The sequence below is a fragment of the Commensalibacter sp. Nvir genome (assembly GCF_963921845.1).
Lineage (GTDB): Bacteria > Pseudomonadota > Alphaproteobacteria > Acetobacterales > Acetobacteraceae > Commensalibacter.
In genome coordinates, this window is record NZ_CAWUGZ010000089.1 from 1 (window position 1) to 10,832 (window position 10,832).

Consider the following 10,832-nt stretch of genomic DNA (forward strand, 5'->3'; position numbering starts at 1 on the left):
CATTAAAACTATATATTTTTACTGTACTATACACTCTCTTTACTAAATGAATTACTACTTAATATCTTCGCAATTAATACACCCTCATAAATTGGAATCATTCATGGCTTATTGGTTGATAAAATCAGAACCAAGCTCTTATTCATGGCAAGACCAACTTAAAAAAAATATTGAACCTTGGAGTGGAGTTCGAAATTATCAAGCTCGAAATAATTTACGAGCCATGCGACTTAACGATTTAGCTTTTTTTTATCATTCCGTTAAAGACAAAGAAATTGTTGGAATTGTTAAAATAGTTAGAGAATCATATCCAGACCCCACGGATGCTGAGCAAAAATGGAGCTGTGTTGATGTAAAAACGGTCTGTCCATTAAATAAAACTGTAACTTTAGAAGAGATAAATTTAATCCAACCCTTACAAAACATAGCATTACTTAAACAACCCCGTCTATCTGTGATGCCCATAACAAATAAAGAGTGGCAAATTATCTGCAGGTTAGGCAAACTAAATCCAGAGCAGCTTAAAAATGCTTATTAATGTTATCCATATTTTTAATTTGATCCCTTAAACATTCAACAACCCTGATGCTAAAATTATGATTTGGATCTAACTATGCCCCCTATTATTTCTAACGTACCTGAATATATACATCTTCATGAACACGACTTACCAAACGAAATTGACATTGGTCCCACTGTAGCTATTGACACCGAAACAATGGGCCTTAACCCGTATAGAGATCGATTATGCTTGGTTCAATTGTCCAGTAAAAATAATGAAGTACACCTTGTGCACTTTATTCCCCAGCAAATGGGAGGGAAAGGCTATAATGCTTGCCCTAATCTCAGAAAATTACTGACTGATCGAAGTATCACTAAAATAATGCATTTTGCGCGTTTTGATATTGGAATATTACAATATGCCTTAAAGTTGAGAATGGAAAATGTTATATGTACGAAAATTGCTGCTAAATTAACCAGAACATTTACCAACAAGCATGGTTTAGCCTCTTTGTGTAAAGATTTATTAAAAATCGAGCTCAATAAACAACAACAAACTTCCGACTGGGGAGCAATTTCTTTAACAGCGGAGCAACAAATCTACGCTGCTTCTGATGTTTTATATCTACATAATTTATGGGATTGTTTAAAACAATTACTTATAAGGGAACAAAGACTAGAACTTGCGGAAGCTTGCTTTTCTTTCCTACCTACACGAGCTGAATTAGATATGCTGGGTTATGATGAGGTTGATATATTCAGTCACCAAAGCTAGATTTAGTTATATTTGCACTCTATAAACGACTCCTTTATAATCAATTGCTCATGTTTTTAAAAACGAATACTTACAATTAATGACCTCTTTTTTACACACCACTATTCAATCCGCATGCAAAACTTTAAGTGCCGAAATTAAAGGTATTCAGGATTTAATTGAAGCTTTAAAAAAAGATTCTTATCTTTCTACTATGTTCATTAACGCCGTCAATTTATTAGATAATAATAAAGGAAGGGTTATATTAACAGGTATTGGAAAATCTGGCCATATTGCTAAAAAGATACAATCGACCCTTGCTTCGACAGGTACGCCTTCTTTTTTTGTTCATCCTGCAGAAGCCGCCCATGGTGACTTAGGTATGATACAGCCAGGCGATATAATTATCGCCATATCCGCATCAGGAGAAACCGAAGAGCTCTCCCATATTGTTGCTCACACAAAACGATTTGATATAAAAATTATTGGAATAACAAGCAATATCAACTCTACACTAGCTAAAAATGCTACTATACCGTTGGTTGTACCTAAATCTAATGAAGCTTGTCCTCTTGGTCTTGCTCCAACTACAAGTGCAATTATACAGCTTGCAATAGGGGATGCGTTGGCGGTTGCTTTATTGGAAAAAAGAAATTTTACTGCTTCAGATTTTGGTCTCTACCATCCAGGAGGCCGGCTTGGCAGTAGACTAAAAATTATCCGCGACCTCATGCACGTAAAAGAAGAAATTCCTTTAGGATCTGAAAACATGCCTATCCATGAAGCTATAATGGAAATGACACGAAAAGCCTTGGGCTGCATAGGTATTACTACAAAAGACGGAAGCCTTATCGGACTGATAACGGATGGAGATCTCAGAAGAACAATTGACAAGGATATAAGAACATTAACTGCAAAAGATATTATGAATCGCAATCCTTTAATTGTTGATCAAGATTTATTAGCAGCAGAAGCGTTACACCTAATGAATAATCGTAATCATCCTGTTACCTGTCTCTTTATAGTCGATAAAAACAGAATTCCTATTGGCGTCATTCATATTCATGATTTGCTTCGAGCAGGAATTGCATGAACGACAAAAAAACTGATGTAGAAGAAAATGTTTTATCGTCTAAAACAGATCGTAATGATTTCAAAATTAAAAAAGGACATCTCAGGCATAAATCTCAATCGTTCAATATTCGAAAGAGAAAAATTCCTAAACCCGAAGAGATTCGACGACGAAAACAACTTATAAAATACACGAAATGGATTTTACCTTTATTAGCTCTTATTCTTCTTGGATCAATTGCCACTTGGCCAGAGATTGATCGATTTATTAACACCAACAAAGAGGTTCTCAAACAACTCGCCAGAATCAAAATTGAAAGTGGTACGATGATTGGAGCAGTTTTTCATGGAGTAGACGACCACAATAGCCCTTATACCATTACTTCTAATAAAGTTATACAAAACTCATCCAATAACAATCTAATATTGCTTACCCATCCAAAAGCAGATTTATTATTACAAAATAATGATTGGGTAGAAGTATCTGCAGATACAGGAGTGTATGCACAACATGAACAGAATTTAGATTTGAAGGGTAATGTAGTTTTGTACCGTAATGATGGATTATTTATGTACAGCAATATTTCAACCATTTCGCTAAAATATTCAGTGGTAGCCGCTGACAATTGGATTCACGCAGAAGGTCCTTTCGGTCAACTGGATGCGCAAGCTTATTTTATGGACATCCATGAAGGGGTTGCACAATTCAAAGGGCCAGGTAAATTAATTTTAAACGATGACAAAAGTACGAGCTCTTCATCCTCTAAGATACAACCCAACGCTTCTAAAGTAACGGGATAAAAATATGAACACTAAACATATTTTGTTTTTTACTCTATGTATCTTTATACAAAGCAATTTATTTTCACTCAATTCTTTGTACGCTCAAGATATTGATCTCTCTCACGGTGGACAAATTACGGTTACTGCCTTAGGGGGATTTGATTGGGATCAGAATGCTAAAACTGTAACCGCCTACGAACAAGCAAAAGCAATTCGCGGAAATGTCACGGTAACTGCTGATCGCTTAGTAGCTTTTTATCGAAAAAAAGCTCAGCAAAATATGCCCTCTTTACCGTCAGCTCAGAATCAAGCATCATCAAAACCCTCAAAAATCAACGATCCAACACAAGACAACTCCGGATCAAATGAAATCTATCGCCTATACGCCTTTGGTCATGTTCATATTTATACCGATACCGATCAAGCATGGGGGGATAAAGCTGTATATGATATTGACCAAGCGACTTTGGTTTTGACAGGGAAAAATATGAAGCTAACTACCCCTCAAAATATTATGACAGCAAAAGATGCTATGGAATACCATTCTCAGACTCGCATGTCCGTAGGTCGTGGTGATGCAACCGTCACGAGTATTAAAGACGGTCGTCGTATCAAAGCGGATGTATTGGTTGGATATAGTGCGCCATCGGATCAAAAATCAGATCAAAAAAACATTAATCCCACCAGTAAAAAATCATCCGATGATTTAGCTCAATCAAGCAAACTTGAAAAAGTCAATGCTTTTGGTAACGTTGTGGTTCGAACACAAACGGAAACAATCCGAGGGGATAGAGGAGTTTATGTCCCTAATATAGCTATCGCACGTGTCATCGGTAATGTAAAAATAACTCGTGGATCCAATCAATTAAATGGTCATGCCGCTATTATTAACATGCGCACTGGAATTGCTCATATGACGGAAAATGCTGGCAAAAGAGTACAAGGTCTTATTGTTCCTAATGAAGCAAGCCCAGCTCCTAAATCTAAATAATAATGTCAAATACGATGAAACAATGAACACATATAAAACCATTTCTCAACAAACACCTATAACTCACAGCGATAAAGACACAATCGGTTTGATAGCTAGTAATATTGGGAAAACTTATAAAAAAAGACAAGTAGTACAAAATGTATCGCTTAAAGTACATAGAGGCGAAGCAGTAGGGTTGCTTGGACCAAATGGGGCAGGTAAAACAACCAGCTTTTACATGATTGTTGGATTGGTTCAACCCGACACAGGATTTATCATGCTTGATGGCGCGGAAATTACTAAACTTCCCATGTACCGAAGAGCGCGTTTAGGAATAGGGTATTTACCACAAGAAGCTAGCATTTTCAGAGGGCTGAACGTTGAACAAAACATCATGGCTGTCCTTGAAGTGGTTGAGGCAGATTATGATAAAAGACAAATCACACTTGATGGTTTGCTCGCTGAATTCGGTATCACCCATCTTCGTCGCTCTCCTTCTCTTTCTCTTTCAGGGGGTGAACGAAGGCGACTTGAAATCGCTAGAGCCTTAGCCAGTGATCCAAATTATATCTTACTTGACGAACCCTTAGCAGGTATTGATCCGATTGCCGTGGGCGAAATACGCGATCTTGTATCTCATTTAAAGGATAGAGGAATTGGTGTTCTTATAACTGATCATAACGTTAGAGAAACTTTAGAAATTATTGATAGAGCTTATATTATGAACAATGGACAATTGTTAATGGAAGGTGCTCCATCCGAAGTAGTAGCCCACGAAGGGGTACGAAGGGTGTATTTGGGTGAAAAATTTTCAATGTAATCCCAATTATGTAAGATTTTAAGAATCAAAAAATAACCTTGCAGCACTTCCATTTGAAACGTATTCTAATATTAGGAACTCTCTAATTAAATCAGCAGAAAATAAAGAACTGTTTATTTAAGCCGAGTCTAAAACCTAGTTAAAATGGAGTCTCCTGATGAAAACTTCAATCTTTGGAAAAAAAATAGAAATACCTGAATGGTTTCGTCAAAAAATCGAGGAAACATTAGAAAAGACCACTCAAAAATATTTTGATAAAGTTATTGCAGCCTCAGTAACATTTAATAAAGCCCCCTCATCCTTCGTTTGCCAGATACATGTTCATGTTTCTAGAGAACTATCAATACGCAGCGAAGGGTTTGCTTCAGACGTTAAAAACTCTTTTGATAAAGCAATTGAACATATCGCTAAACGCTTAAGACGTTACAAAAGCAGATTATTACGTCAAAGGGATCGACAAGCCATTCCTAAACAATTTTTAGAAGGCAGACAATATCTTTTACAATCCATACATGACGAAGATTTATCTTTAAATAATGAAGACGCAAATGGACATATTGAACAAAAAACAGACAATAGAATTATTGCTGAAAAATCTACTGATATTGAAACCTTAACCATTAATGAAGCAATTATGCATCTCGATCTTTCTGAGCGACCTGTATTAATGTTTAAGAACTCAGAAAACTTACGTATTAATGTCGTATATAAACATAAAAACAGTCAAATTGTTTGGCTGGATTCGGGAATTAATTCGTAAACTAAAATGGAAGAGGGTTGTAACTCCTCTTCCAAGTTCGTTATCACAACTTAAACCCTTTTAATGAACAAGAGCAGGAACGAGCTCGTGTTGTAAAATTGCAGCAAAAGCTGTTTTTTCGTTATCCGCCACAGCCATCGGCGTTCCATCTGCAGCATGGATAGCAAATGCCTGCTCGCCATTGATTAGGATCGTCTTTACATAAGCTAGCTGAGCTATACCAAGGGCTTTTAACTGAAAATCCGTCAAATTCCTAATATCAACGACATCACCTTGTTCTTTGGTGGCCGTTAATCTTACTTTTTCTTCTTTATCTTGATTATTCATATTCAAGATCCTTCGCTAATACATTCAATTTCTATTTTATGAACGCTTATCTATTTTTCTTTCGTTAATGCTTTTATGCCTTTATCGAAACGTTGCAACTCTGGCACGGTATGTTTTTGAGAGAATTTTGATTGCTGAGTCTTTTTTCTAGAGGAAAAATTTTGTGCAATTTCGATCTTACGTATTTTCATTTCGGGCTGTGGGCGCGTAATGTCAATATGTAATAACCCGTTATCTAACCAGGCACTTTCAACTTCAATCCCCTCTGCTAATATAAATGCTCTTTGGAATTGTCTAGAAGCTATTCCTCTATAAAGAAATATACGTTCTTGAGAGTCTTCCGATTGTCTACCCCTTATAACTAATTGATTATCTTCTTGTGTAATCTGAAGGTTTTCCATCATAAACCCTGCAACTGCAAGCGTTATACGTAAACTAGAATTACCAATTTGTTCGATATTATAAGGCGGATAACCATCTGAAGTAGATTTTGCAGCCCGTTCTAAGATTTGTTCTAAATGATCAAAACCCAGGAACATAGGCGATGTAAAAAGCCTTCCTGACATGAAAAGCCCCCTCCTTTTAACTGAAGCGAGACGTTTAAATAATACAGACCCATTGCGGCATCTGCTTTTCTATAATATGATACTCCTATAAAGGGATACAAGATACTTATGAAATTATATTTTCATTCATTTAAAATATTGTATTCATAAACTTAGGATTTATATAAGAACTCTACTTAATTCTTTTCCGTTCTACATTGTACATTCCCAAATGGTTTAAACGTGCCCAAAACCCTTCCTATACTTCTTGCCAACAACCCTTTTTTAAGAAAAAAAGCATTAACTGTTCAGTCAAAAGATTTACCTGAGGTTCGACAGCTCATTCCTGTTTTGTTCAATACAATGTATGAAGCTGAAGGCATTGGTTTAGCAGCCCCTCAAGTAGGTATTGGCCTCCGCTTTTTTGTAATGGATTTAAGTAACAGTGAAAAAATAGACAAACACATTATAATTAATCCAGAATTTATCGAACGTTCTAAAGAATGCTCTGAATCGCAAGAAGGCTGTTTATCTTTTCCACAACAATTTTCTGAAGTCATACGGCCCAATACCATAACACTTCGTTTCATGAACATTGAAGGCCAGATCGAAGAAATGAATGCGGAAGGCTTGTTGGCACGTTGTATACAGCATGAAACTGATCATTTAAACGGTATTTTGTTTGTGGATCATATATCTTCTCTTAAACGTAATATGATTATGCGTAAAATCATTAAAGACATGAAAAAAAATCACACGCCATAGATCAAAGAGGGATAGCACCATGCGTATTATTTTTATGGGGACACCAGAGTTCTCTGTGCCAGCTTTAACCTGTTTGCACCGTACAGAAAACGAAATTGTTGCGGTATATTGCCAACCACCAAGACCAAAAGGGAGAGGAAAAAAATTAACACCTTGTGCAGTACAGCAAACAGCTGAACAACTCAACCTCCCCGTCTTTACTCCTATAACACTGAAACATAACGAACAAGAATTCAACAAATTCAAATCCTTTAATGCTGATATCGCTGTAATTGCTGCTTATGGACTTATTCTTCCTCCCCAAATTCTTACTCTGCCAAAACACGGCTGTGTTAATATTCATGCAAGTCTTTTACCTCGATGGCGAGGTGCGGCTCCTATACAAAACGCCATAAGGTCAGGGGATAAGCAATCAGGTATAACTATTATGAAAATGGAAGAAGGACTGGATACAGGTCCTGTTTATCTAGCAAAACCCATAAATATTTACTCTACTACGGATTATATCTCTTTACACGATGATCTAGCTCTTTTAGGCAGTCAATTAATCGTTCAATTTATAAATAGCCTAAACTCTGGAATTCGTTTATTTCCTAAACCACAATCTCATGATGGGATTACTTATGCTAAACAATTATCAAAAATTGATGGCAAAATTGATTGGAATCTAACAGCAGAGCAAATTGCTAGACAAATTAAAGCATTTGTTGTCTGGCCAGGTTCCTTTACCTATTATCAAAATCAGTTATTAAAAATAATTAAAGCTGAACCTTTCAATTTAAATACGAATTTTGAACCCGGTACTATCATAGATCCAAGTTTCATTGTTTCTTGTGGTCAAAATCAAGCAATAAAAATTCTTGAAATTCAACCTGCTGGCAAAAGATCTATGACCGTCGAAAATTATCTTAGAGGAAATATACTGCACGTTGGTACACGTTTAGGTATATGCGAGTGAATATTCAACGCTGGGCTTTAAAAATAGAATACGATGGCACCGGATTTGTTGGGTGGCAAATACAAAAATCAGGACTGTCTGTACAGCAAGTACTTGAAGAAGCAGCCCAAAAAATATGCAACAATCGTTATACTATTAACAGTATTACTGCAGGACGCACAGATTCGGGTGTACATGCACTTGGCCAAGTTGCGCATCTTGATTTTCCGGCATGTGTAAAATTGACTTCAAAAAAACTATGTGAAGGTTTGAACTACTATATGAAACCCCATGCGGTTTCAATTTTGAATGCTAGCTTAGTTGATTTAGAATGGAATGCGCGTTTTAGCGCACTTAAAAGAAAATACGTATATATTATCTTAAATCGGAATAGTCGACCTGCTTTAGAAAAAAATTATGTGTGGCACGTAAGAAAACCTCTTGATGTAAACAAAATGAATGCTGCTGCTCAACATCTTTTAGGCAGGCACGACTTTACCTCCTATCGGGCAACGGCATGTCAAGCCAAATCGCCTATTAAAATTCTTGATCGTTTTGATGTAACAAAAAAAAACGATCGTATTTTTTTTCACGTAGAAGCACGATCGTTTTTGCATCATCAGGTAAGAAATATGGTTGGAACTCTTAAAATGATTGGGGATGGGCATTGGCCCGAAGAACAAGCTCTCTTAATCCTTAAAAAAAGAGACAGAAAAGCAGCCGGGATAACCGCACCTTCTACTGGTTTATTCTTAAAAGAAATTATTTATCCACAAAATCTCTTTATAGATTAATGCATTATCATACCCGTTTGTTTAAACATATTGAGATACTGAATCATAACATTGTAATTCAACATTATGAACAAAAGATTCATTACTACCTTGGTGGAAATAATACTGAGTACAACCAATACGGATTGTTTTTTTCGGATTTGTAAGCCGTGCATAATGGAAAACCACATAAGCCAAATTGTATATACAATACAGGAAATAGCAATAATGAGCATAAATGCGGTCAGAATTTTTAGGGAAGATAAAAATAAAATAGTCGCAAGCATAACAAAAAATAAAAAATCAATAATTGGCAACCAGCTACACCATAACATAGCGGTTCCAGCCCTTTTCCACACATTTCCTTTTTGCCAAAAATTAGCATACCATTGCACAATAACAATAGATACAATAACGTCACACAAGTTAACGAGAAAAAAACCTAAATTAAGCAATAATGTTTTAGACGTCTGTACATTGTAAGAGCTTAAAGGAATAAGAATATTTGTAACAAATGAAAAAGCTATCCACGGCGCCAAGGCATTTAAAAGGCTTTCACTGGAATTAATAAAAAGATTAATACCTTCTGCTCTACCTTTACCTAATAAAATCATACCACGAAATACATTTTTTATTTGTTCGGTACGTTGCATAGACGGTTCTGAGGAATTCGATATCATTGAAAGTATAATTCCATATATTTATAATAAATTTCAGTTAAGTGTATCAAATCATGAATAGGTACGGATTCATTTGCTTTATGCATAGTTTGCCCTACCAATCCAAATTCTGCAACAGAACAATATTGAGATATGAATCGGGCATCTGAAGTTCCCCCATTCGTATCCAATTTAGGCGACTTCCCCATTGTATTTTCGATAGCATTTATCAGAGTGTGCACCTCTTTCCCAGGGTTTGTCAGAAAAGATTCTCCAGAAATTGACACGTCTACCCTAACTTTATCAGTTATTCGATGGCAATGCATATTGATCCATTTTTTTAATGAAGCACCCTTATGCAGATTATTAAAGCGTATGTTGATTCTGGCTAGAGCCTCTTGTGGAATTAGATTAGTCACTGTGTTATTAACATCAACACTTGTAACTTGCACAGAAGAGGGCTGAAACCACTCATTTCCTGCATCTAAAGGGGGATCAATTAACGAGGAAAGAATATTTATCATCTGATGAACAGGGTTAACTGCCAAATGAGGATAAGCAACATGCCCTTGCAAGCCTTCGACTCTAATAACTGCGTTTAAACTTCCTCTACGACCTATTTTAATCGTATCTCCTAACTGTTCTATACAACTCGGTTCACCCACAATACAAAAATCAGGAAGTTGGTCATGGTCTTTCATCCATTGCAAAACTTTAACAGTACCATTTATTCCTAAACCTTCTTCGTCTCCCGTAATTAAAAAACTTAACGATCCCTTAAAACTTTTATTTTTTACTATAAAGGCTTCCGCTGCTGAAAGATAAGCTGCTATTCCGCCCTTCATATCGCAGGCGCCCCGTCCATACAGAATATTATTTTCTATAGTTGCGGAAAACGGATCACTTTTCCATTCAGACGCACCAGCAGGGACAACATCCGTATGGCCTGCAAAACATAAATGGGGAGAATCTTTCCCATATCGGGCAAAAAAATTGACAATTTTGTCTTTGCCTTTACCAAAAGGTAAATTGTAAATCTCAAATCCCAATTCATTAAGTTTCTTTTTGAGAACATCTTGAGCACCTGCATCAAGAGGCGTAATGGATGGGCACCGGATCAATTCTTGTAAAAGCAGGACGGGATCAATCATAAACTATTGGTAC

Annotated in this window: 14 protein-coding genes; 10 read left to right on the forward strand and 4 right to left on the reverse strand. The window is 36.3% G+C overall.

The genetic code is table 11. The features are described 5' to 3' along the window. Positions 1-103 precede the first annotated feature (103 nt). From AABE15_RS05965 to hpf, 7 genes are all read left to right on the forward strand, one after another. Positions 104-538, forward strand: coding sequence for an EVE domain-containing protein (locus tag AABE15_RS05965; protein WP_338330373.1), 435 nt, complete (start codon positions 104-106; stop codon positions 536-538). A 75-nt stretch (positions 539-613) separates the two neighbouring features. Then, positions 614-1,276 carry a ribonuclease D gene (locus AABE15_RS05970; RefSeq protein WP_338330374.1) on the forward strand — a complete coding sequence of 221 codons (663 nt, stop codon included), beginning with the start codon at positions 614-616 and terminating at the stop codon, positions 1,274-1,276. Between the two features lie 79 nt (positions 1,277-1,355). Then, a complete protein-coding gene (locus AABE15_RS05975) occupies positions 1,356-2,348 on the forward strand; it encodes a KpsF/GutQ family sugar-phosphate isomerase (RefSeq protein ID WP_338330375.1) in 993 nt (330 codons plus the stop codon). After that, a complete protein-coding gene (lptC, locus tag AABE15_RS05980) occupies positions 2,345-3,127 on the forward strand; it encodes an LPS export ABC transporter periplasmic protein LptC (RefSeq protein ID WP_338330376.1) in 783 nt (260 codons plus the stop codon). The genes AABE15_RS05975 and lptC overlap by 4 nt, the downstream gene beginning before the upstream one ends. A 4-nt stretch (positions 3,128-3,131) precedes the next feature. Then, positions 3,132-4,100, forward strand: coding sequence for an LptA/OstA family protein (locus AABE15_RS05985; RefSeq protein ID WP_338330377.1), 969 nt, complete (start codon positions 3,132-3,134; stop codon positions 4,098-4,100). A 22-nt stretch (positions 4,101-4,122) separates the two neighbouring features. Continuing rightward, positions 4,123-4,902: an LPS export ABC transporter ATP-binding protein gene (gene lptB, locus AABE15_RS05990; protein ID WP_338330378.1), complete on the forward strand. Its 780-nt coding sequence runs from the start codon at positions 4,123-4,125 to the stop codon at positions 4,900-4,902. 157 nt (positions 4,903-5,059) lie between these two features. Beyond that, complete coding sequence (hpf, locus tag AABE15_RS05995; RefSeq protein ID WP_338330379.1) at positions 5,060-5,662, forward strand: ribosome hibernation-promoting factor, HPF/YfiA family; 603 nt, start codon at positions 5,060-5,062, stop codon at positions 5,660-5,662. 60 nt (positions 5,663-5,722) lie between these two features. On the opposite strand, the gene AABE15_RS06000 is transcribed toward hpf, so the two are convergent. Together AABE15_RS06000 and AABE15_RS06005 are read right to left on the reverse strand one after the other, a co-directional pair. Next, the gene (locus tag AABE15_RS06000; RefSeq protein ID WP_338330380.1) at positions 5,723-5,989 is read right to left on the reverse strand and encodes a DUF1150 family protein; all 267 of its coding nucleotides are present in this window, start codon (positions 5,987-5,989) and stop codon (positions 5,723-5,725) included. 50 nt (positions 5,990-6,039) lie between these two features. Further along, a complete protein-coding gene (locus AABE15_RS06005; RefSeq protein ID WP_338330381.1) occupies positions 6,040-6,555 on the reverse strand; it encodes an Hsp20 family protein in 516 nt (171 codons plus the stop codon). A gap of 222 nt (positions 6,556-6,777) precedes the next feature. Between AABE15_RS06005 and def the strand changes: the two genes are divergently transcribed. From def to truA, 3 genes are read left to right on the forward strand one after another with little or no spacing between them, the layout of a single operon-like run. Further along, on the forward strand, positions 6,778-7,299 hold the full coding sequence (gene def, locus AABE15_RS06010; protein WP_338330382.1) for a peptide deformylase: 522 nt from the start codon (positions 6,778-6,780) through the stop codon (positions 7,297-7,299). Positions 7,300-7,318: 19 nt separating this feature from the next. Continuing rightward, positions 7,319-8,257 carry a methionyl-tRNA formyltransferase gene (gene fmt, locus AABE15_RS06015; RefSeq protein ID WP_338330383.1) on the forward strand — a complete coding sequence of 313 codons (939 nt, stop codon included), beginning with the start codon at positions 7,319-7,321 and terminating at the stop codon, positions 8,255-8,257. Then, a complete protein-coding gene (gene truA / locus AABE15_RS06020; RefSeq protein WP_408870259.1) occupies positions 8,248-9,030 on the forward strand; it encodes a tRNA pseudouridine(38-40) synthase TruA in 783 nt (260 codons plus the stop codon). The genes fmt and truA overlap by 10 nt, the downstream gene beginning before the upstream one ends. Here truA and AABE15_RS06025 read toward each other — a convergent pair. Both AABE15_RS06025 and dapE read right to left on the reverse strand, forming a co-directional pair. Then, entirely contained in the window at positions 9,027-9,689 is a 663-nt protein-coding gene (locus tag AABE15_RS06025; RefSeq protein ID WP_338330385.1) for a hypothetical protein, read from the reverse strand. The genes truA and AABE15_RS06025 overlap by 4 nt on opposite strands. Continuing rightward, positions 9,686-10,819, reverse strand: a complete 1,134-nt coding sequence (gene dapE / locus AABE15_RS06030) for a succinyl-diaminopimelate desuccinylase (RefSeq protein ID WP_338330386.1) — start codon at positions 10,817-10,819, stop codon at positions 9,686-9,688. The genes AABE15_RS06025 and dapE overlap by 4 nt, the downstream gene beginning before the upstream one ends. Positions 10,820-10,832: the final 13 nt, after the last annotated feature.

Bases quoted from the DNA above. Each gene is read 5' to 3' on its own strand.
- AABE15_RS06025 (WP_338330385.1), bottom strand. From the start codon at position 9,689: ATGATATCGAATTCCTCAGAACCGTCTATGCAACGTACCGAACAAATA.
- lptB (WP_338330378.1), top strand. From the start codon at position 4,123: ATGAACACATATAAAACCATTTCTCAACAAACACCTATAACTCACAGC.
- AABE15_RS05970 (WP_338330374.1), top strand. From the start codon at position 614: ATGCCCCCTATTATTTCTAACGTACCTGAATATATACATCTTCATGAA.
- hpf (WP_338330379.1), top strand. From the start codon at position 5,060: ATGAAAACTTCAATCTTTGGAAAAAAAATAGAAATACCTGAATGGTTT.
- AABE15_RS06000 (WP_338330380.1), bottom strand. From the start codon at position 5,989: ATGAATAATCAAGATAAAGAAGAAAAAGTAAGATTAACGGCCACCAAA.
- AABE15_RS05985 (WP_338330377.1), top strand. From the start codon at position 3,132: ATGAACACTAAACATATTTTGTTTTTTACTCTATGTATCTTTATACAA.
- AABE15_RS05965 (WP_338330373.1), top strand. From the start codon at position 104: ATGGCTTATTGGTTGATAAAATCAGAACCAAGCTCTTATTCATGGCAA.
- dapE (WP_338330386.1), bottom strand. From the start codon at position 10,819: ATGATTGATCCCGTCCTGCTTTTACAAGAATTGATCCGGTGCCCATCC.
- truA (WP_408870259.1), top strand. From the start codon at position 8,248: ATGCGAGTGAATATTCAACGCTGGGCTTTAAAAATAGAATACGATGGC.
- lptC (WP_338330376.1), top strand. From the start codon at position 2,345: ATGAACGACAAAAAAACTGATGTAGAAGAAAATGTTTTATCGTCTAAA.
- AABE15_RS06005 (WP_338330381.1), bottom strand. From the start codon at position 6,555: ATGTCAGGAAGGCTTTTTACATCGCCTATGTTCCTGGGTTTTGATCAT.
- AABE15_RS05975 (WP_338330375.1), top strand. From the start codon at position 1,356: ATGACCTCTTTTTTACACACCACTATTCAATCCGCATGCAAAACTTTA.
- fmt (WP_338330383.1), top strand. From the start codon at position 7,319: ATGCGTATTATTTTTATGGGGACACCAGAGTTCTCTGTGCCAGCTTTA.